At 73.9% G+C, this 19,527-nt stretch carries 17 protein-coding genes and 1 tRNA gene; 10 read left to right on the top strand and 8 right to left on the bottom strand.

Annotated elements, in window-relative coordinates; all coding sequences use genetic code 11:
* Positions 1-135 precede the first annotated feature (135 nt).
* A complete protein-coding gene (locus ACFQ53_RS08040) occupies positions 136-975 on the top strand; it encodes a hypothetical protein (protein ID WP_377857841.1) in 840 nt (279 codons plus the stop codon).
* A 62-nt stretch (positions 976-1,037) separates the two neighbouring features.
* Here ACFQ53_RS08040 and ACFQ53_RS08035 read toward each other — a convergent pair whose 3' ends face one another.
* Positions 1,038-1,301: a hypothetical protein gene (locus tag ACFQ53_RS08035; RefSeq protein ID WP_377857838.1), complete on the bottom strand. Its 264-nt coding sequence runs from the start codon at positions 1,299-1,301 to the stop codon at positions 1,038-1,040.
* 186 nt (positions 1,302-1,487) lie between these two features.
* A tRNA-Arg gene (locus ACFQ53_RS08030) sits at positions 1,488-1,563 on the bottom strand.
* A 69-nt stretch (positions 1,564-1,632) separates the two neighbouring features.
* On the opposite strand from ACFQ53_RS08030, the gene ACFQ53_RS08025 reads away from it, so the two are divergent.
* Positions 1,633-2,439, top strand: coding sequence for a nitrilase-related carbon-nitrogen hydrolase (locus ACFQ53_RS08025; RefSeq protein ID WP_377857835.1), 807 nt, complete (start codon positions 1,633-1,635; stop codon positions 2,437-2,439).
* Positions 2,440-2,563: 124 nt separating this feature from the next.
* Here the strand turns inward: ACFQ53_RS08025 and ACFQ53_RS08020 are convergent, their stop codons facing one another.
* Entirely contained in the window at positions 2,564-2,740 is a 177-nt protein-coding gene (locus ACFQ53_RS08020; RefSeq protein WP_152351716.1) for an Rv0909 family putative TA system antitoxin, read from the bottom strand.
* A 161-nt stretch (positions 2,741-2,901) separates the two neighbouring features.
* Between ACFQ53_RS08020 and ACFQ53_RS08015 the strand changes: the two genes are divergently transcribed.
* The 3 genes from ACFQ53_RS08015 to ACFQ53_RS08005 all read left to right on the top strand — a co-directional run bounded on the left by ACFQ53_RS08015 (position 2,902) and on the right by ACFQ53_RS08005 (position 9,034).
* The gene (locus ACFQ53_RS08015) at positions 2,902-3,738 is read left to right on the top strand and encodes a DeoR/GlpR family DNA-binding transcription regulator (RefSeq protein ID WP_249478907.1); all 837 of its coding nucleotides are present in this window, start codon (positions 2,902-2,904) and stop codon (positions 3,736-3,738) included.
* Positions 3,739-3,944: 206 nt separating this feature from the next.
* On the top strand, positions 3,945-8,777 hold the full coding sequence (locus ACFQ53_RS08010; RefSeq protein ID WP_377857830.1) for a hypothetical protein: 4,833 nt from the start codon (positions 3,945-3,947) through the stop codon (positions 8,775-8,777).
* Positions 8,774-9,034: a hypothetical protein gene (locus ACFQ53_RS08005; protein ID WP_377857827.1), complete on the top strand. Its 261-nt coding sequence runs from the start codon at positions 8,774-8,776 to the stop codon at positions 9,032-9,034. Before ACFQ53_RS08010 ends, ACFQ53_RS08005 begins: the two co-directional genes overlap by 4 nt.
* A gap of 50 nt (positions 9,035-9,084) precedes the next feature.
* Here the strand turns inward: ACFQ53_RS08005 and ACFQ53_RS08000 are convergent, their stop codons facing one another.
* Positions 9,085-9,654 carry an NUDIX hydrolase gene (locus tag ACFQ53_RS08000; RefSeq protein ID WP_377857825.1) on the bottom strand — a complete coding sequence of 190 codons (570 nt, stop codon included), beginning with the start codon at positions 9,652-9,654 and terminating at the stop codon, positions 9,085-9,087.
* Between the two features lie 91 nt (positions 9,655-9,745).
* Between ACFQ53_RS08000 and proC the strand changes: the two genes are divergently transcribed.
* Positions 9,746-10,618, top strand: a complete 873-nt coding sequence (proC, locus tag ACFQ53_RS07995; protein ID WP_377857822.1) for a pyrroline-5-carboxylate reductase — start codon at positions 9,746-9,748, stop codon at positions 10,616-10,618.
* Between the two features lie 69 nt (positions 10,619-10,687).
* On the opposite strand, the gene ACFQ53_RS07990 is transcribed toward proC, so the two are convergent.
* Both ACFQ53_RS07990 and ACFQ53_RS07985 read right to left on the bottom strand, forming a co-directional pair.
* Positions 10,688-11,353, bottom strand: a complete 666-nt coding sequence (locus ACFQ53_RS07990; protein WP_152351722.1) for a TrkA family potassium uptake protein — start codon at positions 11,351-11,353, stop codon at positions 10,688-10,690.
* Between the two features lie 154 nt (positions 11,354-11,507).
* The gene (locus ACFQ53_RS07985) at positions 11,508-12,926 is read right to left on the bottom strand and encodes a TrkH family potassium uptake protein (RefSeq protein WP_249478912.1); all 1,419 of its coding nucleotides are present in this window, start codon (positions 12,924-12,926) and stop codon (positions 11,508-11,510) included.
* Positions 12,927-13,107: 181 nt separating this feature from the next.
* Here ACFQ53_RS07985 and ACFQ53_RS07980 point away from each other — a divergent pair, with 181 nt between their 5' ends.
* The 4 genes from ACFQ53_RS07980 (at position 13,108) to ACFQ53_RS07965 (ending at position 18,271) form a co-directional block, all read left to right on the top strand.
* Positions 13,108-14,370 (top strand): acetoin utilization protein AcuC, encoded by a 1,263-nt coding sequence (locus ACFQ53_RS07980; RefSeq protein WP_377857817.1) that lies wholly within the window; start codon positions 13,108-13,110, stop codon positions 14,368-14,370.
* A 36-nt stretch (positions 14,371-14,406) separates the two neighbouring features.
* A complete protein-coding gene (locus ACFQ53_RS07975) occupies positions 14,407-16,239 on the top strand; it encodes a dynamin family protein (RefSeq protein WP_377857814.1) in 1,833 nt (610 codons plus the stop codon).
* Positions 16,236-18,011, top strand: a complete 1,776-nt coding sequence (locus ACFQ53_RS07970; RefSeq protein WP_377857811.1) for a GTPase — start codon at positions 16,236-16,238, stop codon at positions 18,009-18,011. The genes ACFQ53_RS07975 and ACFQ53_RS07970 overlap by 4 nt, the downstream gene beginning before the upstream one ends.
* Positions 18,012-18,172: 161 nt before the next feature.
* Positions 18,173-18,271 carry a 30S ribosomal protein bS22 gene (locus ACFQ53_RS07965; RefSeq protein ID WP_109274628.1) on the top strand — a complete coding sequence of 33 codons (99 nt, stop codon included), beginning with the start codon at positions 18,173-18,175 and terminating at the stop codon, positions 18,269-18,271.
* A 163-nt stretch (positions 18,272-18,434) separates the two neighbouring features.
* On the opposite strand, the gene ACFQ53_RS07960 is transcribed toward ACFQ53_RS07965, so the two are convergent.
* Complete coding sequence (locus tag ACFQ53_RS07960; protein ID WP_377857806.1) at positions 18,435-18,749, bottom strand: glutaredoxin family protein; 315 nt, start codon at positions 18,747-18,749, stop codon at positions 18,435-18,437.
* Positions 18,750-18,904: 155 nt separating this feature from the next.
* Entirely contained in the window at positions 18,905-19,447 is a 543-nt protein-coding gene (locus tag ACFQ53_RS07955; RefSeq protein WP_377857803.1) for a YceI family protein, read from the bottom strand.
* Positions 19,448-19,527 lie beyond the last annotated feature (80 nt).

Raw genomic sequence — 19,527 nt, 5'->3', positions numbered from 1 at the left:
GCCCCGCACCCCTGGGTGCGGGGCCGACGTGCGTCCGGGGAAGGTCCGTGCGGATCAGGCGCGGACCCAGGTGGACGTGGCACCCTTGCGCGGTGCCTGACCGCACGCCCGAACATCCCCGGAGGAGGCCATGAGATGAGCGCACTGCGACAGACGGCGAGCGTCCTGCTGCTCGTCCTCGCCGCCGTGGTCGGCGCGAGCTGGCTGCCGGGCACCTGGCTGCAGCAGCACGTGGTCGAGCGCGCGGGGTTCCTCGAGATCGCCGAGCCCATGGGGGAGGACGCCTCGACCCAGCACGCGCTCACCGATGCCGCGGTCGACGAGCTGCTCTCGAGCGACGTGATCCCCTCCTCGGTGCGCGGCACGGTCGCGCCCTACGCCAAGGAGCAGGCGGCGTCCTTCACGACCACGTCGGCCTACCAGGAGATGTGGGACGACTCGATGGACTCGGTGCACGAGGGGCTCTTCGCCTCCGGCGACAGTCCGATCGAGGTCGACCTCTCGCCCGCCGTCGACTCGCTCATGGATCCGATCGAGGAGAAGCTGCCCTTCGGCATCACCCTGCCCCGGTCCGACCATCCCACGGTCACCCTCACCACGATCCCCGACCTGCCCGCCCTGCGCGCGGCCGCGCAGGTGCTCCCGTACGCGTCGTGGGCGCTGCCGGTGATGATCGTGCTCATGGTGCTCGCACTGATCGTCGCCGACCGCAGGCGGGCCGCCCTGCTGGGCGCTGGCATCGCGACCCTCGTGGCGGGCGCGATCGGTCTGCTGCTCGCCGCGGGCATCGGAGCTCTCGTGCCTGCGTCGGTCGACGGCGCGGGTTTCCTGGGCCCGATCGTGCAGGGTTTCGAGGCCCGCTTCAGCGCCGACATCGCGCCGCGCGCGACCGTGATGACCGGCGTCGGAGCGGGGATCATCGTGGTGGGCGCGGTGCTCCTCGCCGTGGTGCGCAGGCCGGCGCGGCGCCGGTGAGGCCCCCGGAGTCGCCGTGATGCGGTGTGCAGCCAGCACCGCGCTGGCGAAGGGTGGAGATCTCAGTGGTCCGCCGGAGGCATTTCAGTGCCGCGCGGGCCGGTCGTCACGTCCCGCTGCGTGTACGCGCTGATCAGCGCACGGAGGTCCGCGACGAAGCGTCGCAACCAGAAGATCGAGGCCACGATGACGAACACGAGGGCGAGCTGACTCGTCCACGAGTGCAGAAGCCGTTCGCCGGGCCACCAGAGCCACAGGAGCGCGACCAGCACCACTGGTCGTGCGATCACCTTCAGCCACAGCAGGCGCAGACCGTCCTTGCTCATGTCCGCCACCGTAGCAAGCTGCCCGGTCAGTCCTCGGCGCTGCCGTTCCGCTTCTGCTGGCGGCCGCGCGCGAGGACGAAATCTCCGAGCAGACTCAGCACGAACTCGATCACGATGCCCACGCGGACACACTAGCGGCCGCGCGAATGTGCCGTGCCGCGACGACTGAGTGACCTGCTGTTTCTCTGGTGCCCCCGGCGCGATTCGAACGCGCGACACCCGCTTTAGGAGAGCGGTGCTCTATCCCCTGAGCTACGGGGGCGGAACCGCCGACCATCCTACGGTACGGAGGGCCCGGGACCTCCGCCCGGGCGCATGGCAGGATCGAAGCGTGAGCACCTCCACGCTGACCGTCGCCCTCGCCCAGTACGCCGTCGATGAGGATCCCGCGCGCGCGACAGAGCGCGCCGTGCGCGCCCTCGACGAGGCGGCTGCGGCGGGGGCGCGGCTCGTCGTGCTGCCCGAAGCGGCGCTCGCCCCCTTCGGCACGGACCTGGCCGCCGCCGCGCGCGACCACGCCCGCGCCTTCGACGAGGCGATCACCGCGAGTGCAGAGCGGCACGAACTGGTGGCCGTCGCCGGATCCTTCACCCGCGCCGCCGACGGCCGCGTCCACAACACGGTGATCGTCCGGGGTCGCGACCTGCGCGCGGACTACCGCAAGATCCACCTCTACGACGCCTTCGGCGCCCGGGAGTCCGAGACCATCGCTCCCGGCGCCGAGCTCGTCTCCATCGACGTCGACGGGATCCGTGTGGGTCTCGCGACCTGCTATGACATCCGCTTTCCCGAGCAGTTCGTGGCGCTCGCGCGGGCGGGCGCGCAGGTGATCGTCGTCCCCATGGCGTGGGGAGCGGGGGAGGGGAAGGCCGATCAGCTGCGGGTGCTGCAGCGCGCACGGGCGTTGGACTCCACGAGCCTGCTGCTGGCCGCGGACCAGGTGCCCGCGCCCGGCTGGAGCGGGAAGGCGGCGCGCGGCGTCGGCGGCAGCGTCGCCGTCTCACCGCTCGGCGCGGTGATCGCGGCCGCGGGCGAGGACGAGGAGCTGCTCCTCGTCGAGGTCGACGTCGGGGCCGTGGCCGAGGCGCGGTCCACGCTACCCGTGCTCACCGACCGGCCGGAGCTCCAGACCCCCTGAGGTCGGAGTCTGCTCGCGTCGGGGCTCCCTCGCGCCGATGCCCCGCCCCCGCGCATGCGAACGGCGCCGGACCCGAAGGTCCGGCGCCGCTTCGACGGCTCATCGGCCGTGGGAGGTACTCGGATCAGAGATTGCCGAGGCCGTCCTTCGCCTTGTCGCCGGCATCGCCGATGGCGCCGTCGAACTGATCGGGAGCGGCATCCTGCGCCTTCTCCGAGGCACCGTCGATGCCCTCACCGATCTTGTCCTTGTTGTCGGATGCGACATCCTTGGCCTTGTCGAAAGCGTCGTTGAGACCCATGGGGAACTCCTCTCGTTCGGCGTCGCGCTCCGGTCGGAGCGACAGCCCTACGCTAAGAGCCTCCGCGCCAGACGTGCCAACTATCCGCGGAACATGGCGCCCAAGTGACGACCTGTGAGCATTTGATGCACATTCCCGCCATCGCCGGGCATGATGAGTGCATGGAAACGACCGACGCTCGCGCGGCAGCAGCCGCTTCGTCACCGCCCAAGGACAAGAGCGGGCGCTGGGACCGCGTGCTCGCGATGCTGGCGACCCATCGCAGCCTGAGCGTCACCGAAGTGGCCCGCGAGCTGGGGATCAGCGAGTCCACGGTGCGCCGGGACTTCGTCGAGATGGAGCGCGCCCAGCTCGCGCGCCGCACCCACGGGGGCATCGTCGCGATCGACGTCGCCTACTCGCTCGCGACCACGCCGCGCGAGAAGGACGGCGCCTCCGCCGACCGCGAGCGGGTGGCGGCTCTCGCCGCGGAGATGATCCGTCCCGGTCAGATCGTCGGCTTCAACGGCGGGCGCTCGACCACGAGCACGGCACGTCGGGCGGTCTCCCGTCCCGACCTCGACGCGAAGGACGGCACGCCCGGGCTCACCGTCGTCTGCGCGGCCCTGAACATCGCGACCGAGGCCGTGCTGCGCCCCGCAGTGCGCACCGTCGTGCTCGGCGGCGTCGCCGAGCCGTACTCCTTCGAGCTCACCGGGCCGCTCGCGACCGCGACGATGCGCGACCTGTGGCTGGACACCATGTTCGTGGGCATGATCGGTCTCGACATCGACGCCGGGCTCACCTGCAACTCCGACGCCGAAGCGGGCGTGACCCGCACGATGATCGGGCATTCGCGGCGCGTCGTCGGCCTCGCCACGGCCGACAAGTTCGGCCTGCGCGCGCTCGCGGGCATCTGCCCGGTCGCCGCGCTCACCGACCTCGTGATCGCCGGCGAGGTCCCGGGGGAGCTGCGCGAGCACCTCGCCGAGCACGAGGTGCGCCTGCACGAGGCCTGAAGGTTCGTCCGAGGCCCGCCCGAGGCCCGCCCGAGGCCCGCCCGAGGTCCGCCGGTGGGCGCCGGAGGACGTCGGTGTCCGGCCGGGCCGTCAGGGGCCGACGGAGGCCTGCGCGAGTGGTGTGTGATGCGCCCGGCGCGACCTGCGTCGCCGCGCACGGCACGCCTCCGCGTCACCAAGGTGTCCGGCCGGTAGCGTGGGGTTCCATGTGGAGACTGCTGCGTGGGAAGAAGCGCACCGAGGAGCAGGAGAGCGCCCCGGGCGCGCCGGACGAGACGACCTCGTCCCGCGAGGACGCCGGTCCCGCCGCCTCGACCGCCCGCACCGGAGCCGCGAGCAGGCGCGGTCGCTCTGCCTCGAGTGCTGCGAGCGCCGCCAGTGCGGCGAGTGCGAACGCCTCCGACGGCGCCGAGGGCTTCGCCTTCTCCGTCGACCACCGCCTGGATCCGGCCGGCGCCGACATCGCGCCCCTCCAGGACGAGGACGCCCTGCCGCGTCGCCGGGTCGATGACCGCCCGCTGAGCCGCGCCGACCGTGTCGGCAGCGCCCTGGACCGTTGGACCCTGCAGATCGCGGGCACTCGTGCCGAGCCCTCCTTCCTCACCCGCATGCGCGCGGGCGAGCACGTGCTGGACCTGACGCACTCCCACCCCTCCGGCCTCGCCCAGCTCCTCGCCGGCCGCGGCCCGACACGCCTGTCCTCCCTGGTCCGGGAGGTCGGTGCGCTCGCCGACGCCCGCGCCGAGGCGCGGGCGATCCGCGAGATCGCCGAGCGCCAGGCCGAGGAGGTCGGTCTGTCCACCTGCCATCTCGGCATCGGCGAGGCGACCTGGATCCCCGAGGACGGCGGCGAGCCCTTCCACGCGCCCGTGCTGGTGCGTCCCATCACCCTGCGCCTGCGCGGCAGCGCCCGCGAGGACGTCGATCTGGACCTCGACGCGACAGTGGACGTGAACCCGATCCTGCTGCGCGCCCTGCGCGAGGCCGGCATCGCCGTGGACGCCCGCGCCCTGCTCGCGACCACCGAGGGCCCCTACGGCTTCGACCCGACACCCGTGATCGACGCCTTCAAGTCGCTCGGCCAGCCGCTGCCCGGCTTCCGCGTCGCCCAGGCGCTCGTGGTCGGCAACCTCATGGACGCCGCCGGCCAGCTCGTCGACGACCTTCGCACCGACCCCGCCGGCTGGGCGGACAGCGACCTCGTCGCCGCCCTCGCCGGCGACCCCGAGGCCCGCACGTCCCTCGCCCCGGCGGCCGACGCCTCGTCGGCCGCCGCGCCGACGGGCGCCCCCGCGGCCCCCGGCGGGTCGCGCGGCACCGCAGGGGAGGGTGCCCACGAGCCCTCCGCCCCCGACGAGTCCGAGATGGTCACCTCCCTGCCTCCGGATCGGATGCGGGTGCTCGCGCACGTCCTGGCCGGCGGCCACCTCGCGGTGAGCACGCCGCCCGGCACCGACCCCATCGACCTGGTCGTCGACCTGGCCGCGGAGGCGAATGCGCGCGGCCGCAGCGTGCTCGTGGTCTCCCAGCGCCGGGCGAACCTCGCGCACATCGCCGCCCTCGCTCGCGAGCGCGGCCTCGAGGACCTCGTGTTCGACCTCTCGCCGGATCCGTCCCTCCAGCGCAACGCCTCGGCCGCGCTGCTGCAGAGCCTCCGGCGCGCCGGCTCCTTCTCCTCGCCGGTCTCCACCGCCGAGCCCGAGGAGCTCGCCGAGGCACGCAGCATCCTCACCGGGCACGTCGAGGCCATGCACCGCGTCCAGCAGCCCTGGAACGCCTCTGCGCACGACGCCCTCTCGGCGCTCGCCGCGCTCACCCGCATGCGCCCCGCGCCCCGCACGGAGGTGCGGCTGGGCGCCGATGTCGCCGCGACCATGGTCGGCGAGGACCGGGAGCGCGGAGCGGAGTCGCTGCGCGAGGCGGCACGTCTGGGCGTGCTGTCCATCGGACCCGAGGACACCGCCTGGTACGGCGCACCCATCACCACCGACACGCAGGCGGAGCGCGCCCTCGCCCTCGTCGAGCGCCTGCGCGAGAAGCAGCTCCCTCAGCTGCGGCGCGCGATCGAGCGCACCGGCGGCGAGGTCGGCCTCGCCCCCGCGCGCACGCTCGAGGCGCTGATCGCCCGCCTGCAGCTGCTCTCGAAGGTCCGCGGGGCGCTCTCCGTGTTCCAGGGGGCCGTGTTCGCGGCCCCGTTGGACGACCTCATCGCCGCGACCGCCACCAAGGACTGGCGGCGCGAGCACGGCGTGGTCATGTCCTTCACGACCCGTCGGCGACTGCGCAAGGAGGCCGCCGCACTGCAGCGCCCCGCCTCGCTCGCCCCCGACCTGCACGAGGCGCTGCGGACCGTGCGCGCCGTGCGCGAGGAGTGGAGGGCGGCCGACGGCGGCAGCGGCTCTGCCCCGTCCGTCCCCGAGAAGCTCGAGAACTGCGCGCAGACCGCGGAGTCGATGCAGGCCCTGTGCGACGAGCTCGCCGTGCTGCTGGAGGGCACGCCCGCCGGCGGGGCTCTCGCCCGCACGGACGTCGACGATCTCGCCGAGCGGGCCGACGCCCTGTTCGCGGACCGCGACGACCTCGCCGCGCTGCCGCGCCGCACCGCCCTGCTGCGCTCGCTCGCGGCCGACGGCCTGGGCGACCTCGTCGAGGACCTGCGTGCGCGCGGCGTCCGCGAGAAGCACGTCGCCGCGGAGCTCGACCTCGCCTGGTGGCAGAGCGTCCTCGAGCTCATCGCCCGCGCCGAGCCCACCATCTCCCAGTACGACGGGACGGGACTCTCGCAGGTCGCCGAGCGCTTCCGGCGCCTGGACGCCCAGCACATGGAGCGCGCCTCCTACCGGGTGCGCGGCGCCTCCGACGACCGCCTCGTCTCCACGATGATGTCCTTCCCCGACACCTCGCGCGCGGCGATCGCCGAGCTCGCCCGCTCCTCGACGGTCTCGGTGCGCGACCTCGCCGCGAAGTACGAGGACATCCTGTTCGCCGCGCGCCCCACCTGGCTCGCCTCCCCGTACCTGGTGCCGCAGGTGGTCCCGCGCGGACGCCACTTCGACATGGTCATCGTCGCCGACGGCGGCCGCCTCCCGACGGCGGCCGCGATGCCCGCGATCGCCCGGGCCGACCAGGTCGTCGTCCTCGGGGACGTCCTCGACCACGCCGAGGTCGAGGGGCCGGTCCTCCTCGATGACATGCTGCAGGTGGCCCCGCACATCGCCCTCCACCGCGATCCGCGGCCCGCCGGCTCCGTGCTGCGCGCCTTCGCCCAGCGCCGGTCGCTCGTGGGCGAGGTCGTCTCCACCCCCAGCCCGTCGGCCCCCGACCCGGACCGTCTCGTCGTCGTCGAGAACGGCCGGGGCGCCGTGCCCACCGGCACCGAGCTCGTCGAGAGCACGGAGGCCGAGCTGCGCCGCGTGACCGACCTCGTCATCGAGCACGCCCGGCACCGCCCCGAGCTCTCGCTCGCGGTGTTCACCCTGACCGCGGAGCACGCCCGCAAGGTCATGGAGCGGATCATGCACACCGTCTCGGTGGTGCCCGGCCTGCGCGAGTTCTTCGACGCGGCCAGCCGCGAGTACTTCACGGTGCTGCCCGCCTCGCGCGCCTCCGGCGTGGTGCGCGACGAGGTGATCGTCTCGCTCGGCTTCGGCAAGACCCCGCACGGGCGACTGCTGCACCGCTTCGGTCCGCTCTCCGCGCCCGACGGACGCAAGGCGCTCGCCACCGTGCTCACCCGCTCTCGCGGACGCACCACGGTCGTCTCCGCCTTCGACGTCGAGGACCTCGACCCCTCGCGTCTGAAGTCCGAGGGCGCCCGTGACCTGCGCGCCATGCTCACCGTGCTCCACGGTGGGGCCGACGGCGGGCTCGAGGCCCCGGAGGGCAGCGGGACTCCGGCGGCCCCGACCCGCACCTCGCCGGCCGCACAGGCCTCCGCGTCCTCGGCCGCTTCGGCGAACCCGCCCGCGTCGGCCGCGGAGGAGGCCACGAGCTCCGTCGACGCCCAGATCGAAGCGGCGCTCGCCGCCGCCGACGCCCAGGACGAGTCGGCCACCCCGGACGACGGCGGGACCGACGTCGACCCCGACGGCTCCGAGTCCGCGGCCGCGGTCGCGGCCTCGGAGTCCGACGGCACGTCCGACGAGGAGCTCGCGCAGGGCTCGGCGGAGGCGGAGGCCGAGGCCCCCGCGGACAGCGCCGACGCGGCCGCCTCGCACGATGACTCCGTCGACCGCTCCGACGTCGCCGGCGAGAAGGCCGACGGGCGCGGCGCGGATGCCCACGAGGCCGAGGCCCGGGACGCTGCTGACCACAGCCCTGCGGCATCGGACGACGCCGCACAGCATGACGCCGCGCAGGGCGAGTCCGAGAAGGGCGAGTCCGAGCAGGACGGCCCCGCGCGGGACGAGCCCGTCCAGGAAGAGCCCGTCGCCCACGTCCTCGAGACCAACGCCCTGGTCAACGACCTGGCGGACCGCCTCTGGCGCCTCGGCCTCGTGGTCGACACCGACTTCGGGGTGACCTCGGACCGGATCGACCTCGCGCTGGGGCACCCGGACCTTCCCGGCCGCTACCTGCTCGCCGTCGACACGGACGGCGAGAGGTACGTCGCGACCGCGAGCCAGCGCGAGCGCGACCGGCTGCGGGCCGAGCGCCTCGAGGCCTCGGGCTGGGCGACCGAGCGCGTGTGGTCGTGGGCGCTGTTCATCGACCCCGACGGCGAGGCGGAGCGCATCCGCCGCGGCGTCGAGAGGGCTCTCATGCTCTACCGCGAGGAGGCCGAGCAGGCCGCGCTCGAGGGAGCCGGCGGCGCCCGCCACCGTCTGCCCCGGCCGCAGATCCCCGCAGGCCATCCGCTCGAGTTCTACGCGAGCGAGGACTTCGACTCGGTCGTCGAGTACATCGCCTCCGACGGCCGCGCCCGCCTCGAGGACCACCTGGCCGCCGAGGTTCGCAGCTTCCTCGGCTTCACCCAGCGCTCCGTGCTCCTCGACGTCTCCGTCAGCAGCGCGATCCGCCGCTTCCAGGAGAGGCAGTGACCGAGGGGGCGCACGGCGCGGACCGCAGGTCGGGCCGCGTCGTGATCTCCTCCCTCACCGGGAAGCCCATCCCGTGGGACGACGGCGACCGGACGGGCGGCGCCCACGGCGACGGCGCTCGCGCCCCGCGCCGCGGCGAGGAGCCCCGGGTGATCCCCGATCGCGCCTCCGAGGACGCGCCCGAGGCGGGGGAGCGCTCCGGCCACGACGCCGAGATCCTCCGCGACGTGCCGCCGCACTGGGGCACCGGGGCCTGAGCCGCCTTCCCTGAACCGAGGTTCCTGAGCAGCGGTTCCGGAGCCGCGGCTCAGCTCAGGGTCCCGGGGCGAGCGCTGCCGCCGGCCCGGTTCCCGTCGTTCCCCTCGTTCCCGCTCGTCTGCCCGCCGTCGTCCTCGCGCGCGAGGATCGCGCGCAGCACGCGCGCCTGCCCGGGCCGGGCAGTGCGCACGGCCCGGTCGGGAGGGAGCAGGGCTGCCCGGCAGATCTCCCGCGCCTGCAGGACGTCCTGGCCCGGGGCCTCGGCGACGTCGATCGACCCCCGCAGCCAGATCTCCACGCGATGGCGCTGCCCGCCGACCACGTCGACAACGCGCAGATCCGTGGCCCGCAGCCCCGACTCCTCCCGCAGCTCCCGCGCCGCGGCGGCCTGCGGGGTCTCTCCGGGCTGCATGTGCCCCGAGGGCACGCCCCAGCGCCCGTCCTCCCAGAAGCGGTGCTCGAACAGGAGCACCCGGCCGTCGGGCGCGCGCAGCACCGCGCACACGCTGACCAGGAATCGCGGTTGGCTGAGACGCACGGCGAACCAGACGATCTTGCGGCGCACGGGGCCCGGGAGGGCGTCGAGCACCGCTGAGAGCTGTCGCAGGGGCAGGGGCATGCTGCGCAGTGTACGGGCGCCGGTCGAGCAGGAGCGAGGCGCGGATGGTCGCCGACCGGGCATGTCGGATCCGGCCCCTAGAGTGGGAGGCATGACGGATCAGACGAGCCCCGAGACCACCTCTGCCACCTCGAGCACCGCCTCCGACGGGACGCCCGATCTCTCCGCCGTGACGGTGAGCGTGCTGGGCGCCGGCAACATGGGCGGCGCGTTCGTGCGGGCGATGCTCGCCGCGGGCGTCTCACCGCAGAACCTGCGCGTCGTGAACTCCTCGGACGCCTCCTCCCGGCGAGCGGCCGACGAGCTCGGCGCCACCGCCGGATCCGTGTCGGACCTGACCGGGTCCGACGTCGTCGTGCTCGGCGTGAAGCCCTACCAGCTCGACGCGGTGATGCCCGAGGTGCGCTCCGCGCTCGCCGAGGACACCCTGGTCATCTGCATCGCGGCCGGCACCAGCCTCGCCGCGCTCACCGAAGCGCTGGGCGGGCACACGCAGCTCGTGCGCGCGATGCCCAACACCCCGATGTCCGTGGGCGAGGGCGTCACCCATCTCATGGCGTCCGACGGCGCGACCGAGTCCTCGGTCGAGCTGGCCCGCGCGCTGCTCGCGGCCGCGGGGATCGTCGTGGACCTGCCCGAGGAGAAGGGGCACGCGATGATCGGCGCCGCGGGCAGCGCGAGCGCCTTCGTGTTCACCATCGTCGACGCGATGATCGACGAGGCCGTGCGCCAGGGGATCCCGCGCCCGGACGCCACGCGCGTGGTGCTCCAGACCCTGCGCGGCGCCGCGACCCTGCTGCAGGAGACCGGGCAGCACCCGGCCGTCGCGCGCGGCGCGGTGATGAGCCCCGGCGGCACCACCGCGGAGGGCATCGCGGCGCTCGAGCGCGGCGGTATCCGCCCCGCGCTCGCCGGGGCCATGGACGCGGCGGCGCGCAAGTCCCGCGCCATGTCGGGGGAGTGACCCGGATGGGTGGCTCGCTCGTCTCGAATCGGGCCGCTCGCCCGTCTCGAATCGGGCGGCCCGCCCGCCTCAGGGCCGGTTGGAGAAGCGCTCGATGAGCTCGGTGTGCCCGGAGACGATCAGCAGATCGTGCTGGGAGACCTTGGTGTCCGGGCCGGCGTAGGTGAAGTCGCGGCCGGGCGACTTCACGCCGACCACGGTCACGCCGTACTTCGCGCGGATGTCGGACTCCTGCAGGGTGAAGCCCATGATCTCCTGCGGGGGACGCATCTTCACGATCGCGAAGCCGTCGTCGAACTCGATGAAGTCGATGAGGCGCCCGTTGACCAGGTGCGCGACCCTCTGTCCGGCGTCCTTCTCGGGGAAGACGACGTGGTGGGCGCCGATGCGCTCGAGGATCTTGCCGTGCGGCACGCTGATCGCCTTGGCCCAGATCACGGGCTTGCCCAGGTCCACGAGGTTCGCGGTGATCAGTACGCTCGCCTCGAGCGAGGTGCCCACGCCCACGACCGCGACGGAGAAGTCGGCCGCGCCGACCTGGGCGAGGGCCTCCATCTGCGTGCCGTCGGCCTCGACCACATGGGTGAGGCGACCCGAGTACTCCTGCACGAGATCCTCGCGCGTGTCCATCGCGAGCACGTTCGTGCCGAGCTCCTCGAGGGTCAGGGCCAGGGAGGCTCCGAAGCGGCCCAGGCCCACGACCAGGGCTCCGCTGCTGCCACGGGGACGGGCCACGATGTCTCCTCACATGCGGACGGCGGGACGGCGCCGGAGCGCCGCGAACAGTCTAGAGCGCTGCGCAGTGGTCGTTATGGACGTTCAGAACGACGATTGCGCAGCACTCAAAGCGCGCGGCGGGCCGGCGGGACCGGCACCGTGGGTCGCGGCATCAGCCGACGATGGGGCGCTCGCTGGGCAGGCGCACCACGCGGGAGCGCGAGCGCAGCGCGAGGGCCGCGCCGAGCGTCATCGGCCCGATCCTGCCCAGGTACATGCACACGATGAGGATGTAGGTCGCGGCGTCGCCGAGGTGCGGGGTGATGCCCGTGGACAGCCCCACGGTGCCGAAGGCGGAGAGCACCTCGAAGAGCACCTGGTCCAGGCTGAACGGAGTGAGCTGCAGGGTCAGGAACGTCGCGATGAACACCACCGAGGCGCTCATGACGAGCACGCCGATCGCCTGGCGGATGGTCTCCTGCGGGATCCGACGGCCGAACACCTCGACGTCGCGGTCGCCCCGCGCCTCGGCGACGATCGAGAGCGCGAGCAGCGCGAACGTCGTCACCTTGATGCCGCCGCCCGTCGACCCGGAGCCGCCGCCGATGAACATGAGCAGGTCCGTGAACAGGCGCGTCTCGGGTTCGAGAGAGGCGATGTCGAGCGTGGAGAAGCCGCCCGAGCGCGGCATCACCGAGGCGAACAGGGAGGCCAGCACCTTCGAGCCGAAGCCCTCGCGGCCCAGCGTGTGCGGGTTCGACCACTCCATCGCGAGGTAGCCGAGCATGCCGGCGACCAGCAGGATCCCCGAGGTCGCGAGGGTGAGCTTCGCGTGCAGGGTCCAGTGGTGTGGGGTGCGCCACCTCTTGACCAGCACGAGCACCACGGGGAAGCCGAGCGAACCCATGAACACGGCCGTCGAGATCGGGATCGAGAAGAACGGGTCGCCCAGGTACTGGGAGATCCCGCCGGGATCGGGCACGAAGCCCGCGTTGTTGAAGGCGCTGATCGCGTAGAAGGCGCCGTAGAAGACCGAGGTGCCGGTGCCGTGCTCGGTCGCGATCATGTACGGCACGAGCGCGAGGAAGGTGAGGACCTCGAAGGCCGTCGAGGTGATGACGATCGTGCGCAGCACGCTGCCCACCTCCGCCAGCTGCTCGGCGCGGGTCTCGCGCGCGGTGATGATCCTCTGGGCCAGCCCCATCGAGCGCATCACCGACAGCCCCAGCAGCGAGGCGAGGGTGAGCACGCCCAGCCCGCCGATCTTCATCGCGACCATGAGGACCACGAGCCCGAAGGTCGACCAGTGCGTGGCGGTGTCGACCGTCGTCAGCCCGGTCACGCAGATGGCGGAGACCGCCGTGAACACGGCGTCGCGGAAGCCGGTGGCCTGGCCGTCGGACGCGGCGAGCGGTGACATCAGCAGCAGCGTGACCAGGCCGATCATCGCTGTGAACACGGTCAGCGCGAGGCGGGCGGGGGAGGTCCTCGCGGCCGTCGCGAGCGCGGTGCTCGAGAACTCGCGGATGCGCTGCCAGAGCGAGATCGCGGACAGGTCCGTGCGCCCGTCCTCGTCCCGGCCCTCGCTCATCCGGCTGCTCCTCGTCCTGCGTCTCGGTCCTGCGTCTCGTGCCCGTCCCGTTCGCGCCGTGCGACCAGCGGCGCCGGGGTCCGCGGACCCGCGGGACCGCCCGCCGCGCAGGCGCTGATCCGTCGCGCAGTCTACGTCGGCGATGCGTTCGTCCGGCCCCGCACTGGGTACGCTCGAACGCATGGTCTCCGCCCCCCATGGCTCGCCCGCCCCCCATGGCTCCTCCGGCGCCGGTGTCGTCTGGGACGACGCCCTCCTCGCGTACGACTTCGGCCCCTACCACCCGATGTCGCCCGTGCGCCTCGAGCTGACGAGGCTGCTCGCGGAGACCAGCGGACTGCTCGCGCGCTCCGGGGTGCGGACACTGCCCGCGCCCGTCGCCTCCGACGCGGAGCTGCTGCGCGTGCACACCCCGGAGTTCCTGGCCGCCGTGCGCCGCGCGTCGGCGCCCGGGGCGGGAAGGGACGGCGGGGACGATGCGCTCATCGGCTTCGGCATCGGGGGCGACGACGTCCCCGCCTTCGAGGGCATGCACACCGCGAGCGCCCGCATCGTCGGCGGCTCGATCGCGGCGGTCGACGCCATCCGCGCCGGCGAGGTCGACCGGGCCGTGAACTTCGCCGGCGGCATGCACCATGCGCGCGCCTCCCAGGCCGCCGGGTTCTGCGTGTACAACGACGCGGCGATCGCGATCGCCCACGCGCTGGACGCGGGGGAGGAGCGCATCCTCTACGTCGACCTCGACGTCCACCACGGCGACGGCGTCGAGCGCGCCCTGTGGGACGAGCCGCGCGCCGTCACCCTCTCGATCCACGAGAGCGGCGAGCACCTCTACCCGGGCACAGGCTTCGTCCAGGACACGGGCGGCGCGGGTGCCCTGGGCAGTGCGATCAACGTCCCGCTGCCGCCGCGCACCGACGCGGACGGATGGGTGCGCGCGATCGGCGCGACGGTCCCCGCCCTCGCGCGTGCGGTCCGGCCGACGCTCCTGGTCACCCAGCACGGCGCCGACAGCCACCGCAAGGATCCGCTCGCCGACGTCCGCGCGACCCTCGAGGCCCAGCGCGCCGCGATGATGCTCATGCGCGAGGTGGCGGACGAGTCCGCGGGCGGGCGCTGGCTCGCCCTCGGCGGCGGCGGGTACGCCGTCACCGACGTGGTCCCGCGCTCCTGGGCGCACCTGGTCGCCGTGGTCACCGGGGAGCCGCTTCCGGAGGAGGGCGAGGTCCCCGAGGCGTACCGCCGTGCCGTGCCCGAGGTGCTGCGGGCCCACGGCCTGCTCGACCCCGACGCCCCGCCCGAGATGGGGTACGGGGAGCAGCGCCCCCTGGACGTGCGCGACTGGTCGCTGGGCTTCGATCCGGCCGACGACCTCGACCGTGCCGTCCAGGCCGCGCGCCGCTCCGCCTTCCCCGAGTGGGGCCTGGACCCGTTCCTCGACTGAGGACCGTCCCGGCGCGGTGACTGCCAGAATGGCCGCATGACCACTCGACCTCTGGCGGACGACCAGGTGGGGCCCGGGTCGGACGCCACGCGGGTGCTCGATGACCTCGCCGCGGACCTCGACGGCGTCCGCCTCGGCTTCGAGGCGCCCGGCGCCGTGCAGACCCGCAGCGCCGTGACGGCCGCCTCCCGCCAGCTCGCCGACCACCTCCTGCCGCGTCTGCAGTCCGTCGACGCGCCGCTGCTCGTGGTCGTCGGCGGCTCGACGGGCGCCGGCAAGTCGACGCTCCTGAACGCCCTCGTCGGCCGGCCCGTCACCCGGGCCGGCGCCATCCGTCCCACGACCAGGCGGCCCGTGCTGCTGCACCATCCGGAGGATGCGCCCTGGTTCGAGGGCACGCGGATCCTGCCCGGCCTCGCCCGCGTCCGCGGGGGAGCGGGCGCCGACGCACAGTCGGCCGGATCCGAGGACGAGCCCTCGCGCGAGCTCGAGCTGCGCCCCCTCGCCGAGGTCCCGCGCGGCCTCGCCCTGCTCGACGCGCCCGACATCGACTCGATCGCCGCGGGCAACCGCGAGCTGGCCCGGCAGCTGCTGCGCGCCGCCGACCTCTGGCTGTTCGTCACCACCGCCAACCGCTACGCCGACGCGGTCCCGTGGGAGGTGCTGCGCACGGCCGTCGAGGCCGACGCCACGGTCGCCGTGGTCATGAACCGCATTCCCGAGCGGCCCGGCATCGCCGAGGAGCTCGAGACCGATCTGCGGGCGATGCTGGAGGATCGCGGGCTCGAGCCCGCCCGGCTGTTCCTCGTCCCGGAGTCGTCGCTCTCGGCCGACGGGATGCTCGACCAGGCCCGCGTCGGCGAGATCGACGCCTGGCTGCACGCGCTCGCCGCTGACCAGGGCGCACGCGGCGCGATCGCCCGGCGCACCCTCGCCGGCGCCCTCGACTCCCTGGACGGGACCCTGCAGGACGTCGCCGCCGGCGTCGAGGAGCAGCACGCGATCCGCGAGGAGCTCGCGACGGCGGTCGACGACGCCTTCGCGGACGTCGTCGGGCGCATCGAGGAGGCCGTGGGCGACGGGTCCCTGCTGCGCGGCGAGGTCCTCGCGCGCTGGCAGGAGGTCGTGGGCACCGGCGAGATCGTGCGCTCGCTCGAGAGCCTCGTCGGGCGGGTGCGCGACCGCCTCGGGCGTGCCCTGCGCGGCGAGGGGAGGCCCGCGGTCGCGGCCCAGGACGCCCTCGAGACGGGCCTCGTCCACGTCGTGGTCGACGAGACCGCGCGCGGCGCCGAGCACGTCGAGCAGGCATGGCGCTCGCATCCCGCGGGACGTCCCCTCGTGGAGGGCGCGGACCTCTCCCGCATGGAGCCCGGCTACGAGCAGCAGGTCGCCCGTGCTGTCCGCGACTGGCAGGGGGACGTCCTGGAGCTCGTGCGCAGCGAGGGCGGCGACCGCCGCACGAAAGCCCGCATCCTGTCCCTCGGCATGAACGCCGTGGGCGTGGCGCTCATGGTCGTCGTCTTCGCCTCCACGGCCTTCATCCCCACCGGGCTGGAGGTCGGCACGGGCGCCGCGACCGCGATCGTCGGCCAGAAGCTGCTCGAGACGATCTTCGGCGAGGACGCCGTGCGGAGACTGGCCCGCGTGGCCCGCGAGAGCCTCGTCGCACGGCTCGAGGGACTCGTCGCCGAGCGCGCCGAGCCCTTCCGCGCGCGCCTGGAGGCTGTGCCTGAGGGCACGGAGCCCGAGTCCCTGCGGGCCGACGCGCGCGGGGCGGCGGCGCTCGCCGCCGACATCAGGGCCCAGGCCGAGCAGGCGACGGGGGAGCGGACGGCGCACGAGCCCACGACGGGGGAGGACCCCGCATGAGCCCGCGCGCCTCCCGCGCCTCGCGCGGCGCCCTCACCGGCTCCGCGGAGTCCCTCGCGTCCCTGGCCGAGCGCCGGGACGCCCTCGTGAGGGCTCGCGATGACCTCGAGGACATCGCCCCGTCGGATGCCCTCGCTGCGACCGGGGAGATGCTCGAGAGGCTCGACGCGCGCACCGCGCTCTCGGCCGAGCACACCGTCATCGGCTTCTTCGGTGCGACCGGATCCGGCAAGTCGTCGCTCATGAACACCCTGGTGGGCCGCGAGATCTCCCCGGCGGCGGTGCGTCGCCCGACGACGCGCGACCCGCACGCCGCGGTGCTCGACCCCGCCGGTGCCGACGCTCTCCTGGACTGGCTCGAGGTCTCCGACCGCCACGAGGTGCACGACGGTCCGCTGCACGACGCGCTCGCGCGGGCGGCTGCGGAGGCAGACGGGCGCGCAGGCAAAGCCGGGCGCGCCGCCGGAGCCGGGCGCACCACAGGAGACGGGCCCGCCGCCGGCATGGTGCTGCTGGACCTGCCCGACCTCGACTCCGTCCAGGACGCCCACCGCGACATCGCCGAGCGCATGACCGGCATGGTCGACGTGCTCGTGTGGGTCACGGACCCGCAGAAGTACGCCGACCGGGTGCTGCACCGCGACTTCGTGGAGCCCTTCGCCGGCCACGACGCCGTCACCCTCGTGCTGCTCAACCAGATCGACACCGTGCGCGAGGACGAGCGCGAGAGCGTGCGCGCCTCCCTCGAGCAGATCGTGCGCCGGGACGGCCTCGAGCACGCGCCCGTCCTCGCGGTCTCCGCGGAGACCGGCGCGGGGCTCGCGGACGTCCGCTCCCGCTTCGCGGCCGTCGCCCAGGCCCGTGAGGCGATTGCCGTGCGCCGGCGCGCCGACCTGTGGGAGGCAGCGGTCGGGCTGCGGACCGCCGCGGATCCCTCGGGCCTGCCGGGTCGGGTCCCGTCGGCCGCCGAGCGCTCGCTCGAGGACGCCCTCGGGGCCGCGGCCCGCATCGATCCCGTGGCCGAGGCCGTGGGGAAGGCCTACCGGCATCGCGCCGACGCCCGCAGCGGCTGGCCCGTCGTGCGCTGGCTCCGGCGCGTGCGCCCGGATCCCCTGGCACGGCTCCACCTCGGGGCCGACGGATCCCGTGGTGCCCAGGAGGCGGAGGCGCGGTCCTCCCTGCCCGCGCCCGACGCGGCGACGTCGGCCCGTGCCTCCGGGGGCCTGCGCGGCTTCGCCGACACCGTCAGCCGCGACGGCTCCGACCCGTGGCGCGCGGCCGTGCGCCGCTCTGCCCGCTCCCGCGAGGACGAGCTCCCGGACGCCCTCGACCAGGCCGTGGTCGGCGCGGACCTCTCGCGCCGCACCCGCGGCTGGTGGTGGCCCGTCCTGGACGTGCTGCAGTGGCTCGCGATGGCGGCCTGGGTGGTGGGCCTGGGCTGGCTCGTGCTGAACGCGATCCTCGGGTTCTTCCAGGTCCCGGCGCCGCCGATGCCGATGATCCGCGAGCTGTGGGTGCCGTTCCCCCTGCCGACGGCGCTCATCGTGCTGGGCGTGGGGACAGGGATCCTGCTGGCCGTGCTCGGCGGAGCGCTCGCCGCCCTCGTCTCGCGCCTCCACGCCGCCCGTGCCCGGCGCCTGTTGCGCGTCCGCGTGCGCGTGGTCGCCGCCGAACTCGTCGTCGATCCCGTGCAGAGCACGCTGGAGGCCGCCCGCAGATCTGCGACGGATCTCGCAGCAGCGAGCGGGGACGCACCCCCTCAGCGCGTGTAGAGTGGGGCGTCGACTGTGGCACGGGCCCTGGACTCGTGGTGCTCACGCGTGGGCGCCGCATCCCGCCCCAGGGGGCGGGGAGCACCGCCTGTGGGCCGGGCCGCGTGCAGTCCGCTCTCCGTCCGAGACCGCAGGCATCCGCCTGCAGAACAGGGGTCCCCATGGGTTCCGTGATCAAGAAGCGTCGCAAGCGCATGTCGAAGAAGAAGCACCGCAAGCTGCTTCGTCGCACGCGCCACCAGCGCCGCAACAAGAAGTGATCTGCGCGCCCCCAGGGCGCGACCGCATGCGGGCCCCGCGGCCCGTGCGGTGATCACTGCACGAGGACCCCGCCGGATCTCCGGCGGGGTCCTCGTGCGTTGTGGTGCGGGACCGCGCGGCCGAGCGTTCCGGACGGCGCCGCCCCCTCGCGGCCCCTGGGGGTCAGCGGCCCAGGATCCTCTGCCACCAGCGCCGACGGGTGAGCGCCGAGCGCAGGGACGGCGCATCGACGCGGTAGCGGGCCTGCACGGCGCCGTCGACCACGATCACCGGCACGTGCTCGTTCCAGTCGCGCTGCAGGCCGGGATCCTCGTCGATGTCGCGGACCTCGACCACCGTCCCCGCGCGGTCGGCCTCGGCGCGGACGACGGGCAGGGCCACGTCGCACAGATGGCAGCCGGGGCGGGTGAGGTACAGCACGCGCGCATCCGGATCGGTGGTGCGCGGCGGGCGGGGGAGGTCGGCGGGGAGGCTCATCACCCGTTCAGCGTAGGGCTTCCCGTGCCGCGCGTCGGATCCGCGCACCGCGAAGGGCCGCCCACCGGATGGTGGACGGCCCTTCAGGAGCTGTGCGCGGAGGTTCGCCGGGTCGATCAGGCGCTCATCGGCCCGGAGACCCCGCGTTCACGGGATCACGCGGCGGCGGGAGCGGTGAACTCGGCCTCGATGGTGATCTTGACCTCGTCGGCCACGAGCACCCCGCCGGCCTCGAGGGCGGCGTTCCAGGTGAGCCCGAAGTCCTTGCGAGAGATCTTGGTGGAGGCGGTGAAGCCCGCGCGGTACTGGCCGAAGGGGTCGGTCGCAGCGCCCTCGTAGTCGTAGTCGAGGGTGATGGACTTGGTGACGCCGCTGATGGTCAGATCGCCGACGATCTCGTCGTCGCCCACGGAGGTCGAGGAGAAGGTGATCTCCGGGTTCGTCTCGGCGTCGAAGAAGTCGCCGGAGCGCAGGTGGTTGTCGCGGTCCTCGTTGCCGGTCGAGATCGACGCGGTCTTCAGGGAGGCCTCGAAGCGGCTGGACTCGAGATCTGCGCCCGCGACGAAGGAGCCCGTGACGTCCGCGAAGTGGCCGCGCACCTTCGAGATGCCCGCGTGGCGGATGGTGAAGCCGGCGTTGGTGTGGGAGGCGTCCAGCGTCCAGGTGCCCTGGGAGATGCCATCGGGGAGAGCAGTCATCGTGTGCCGTCCTTCTTTCCTTGAATGTTGCACGAACTCTGTGCTTGAAAGGTAAACTATGATGGAGGTCGGGCGCAAGG

It is taken from the genome of Brachybacterium sp. NPDC056505, assembly GCF_042794925.1.
Lineage (GTDB): Bacteria > Actinomycetota > Actinomycetes > Actinomycetales > Dermabacteraceae > Brachybacterium > Brachybacterium kimchii.
The sequence above is the reverse complement of the archived record's forward strand: the minus strand, read 5'-3'. Positions and strand labels throughout refer to the sequence as shown.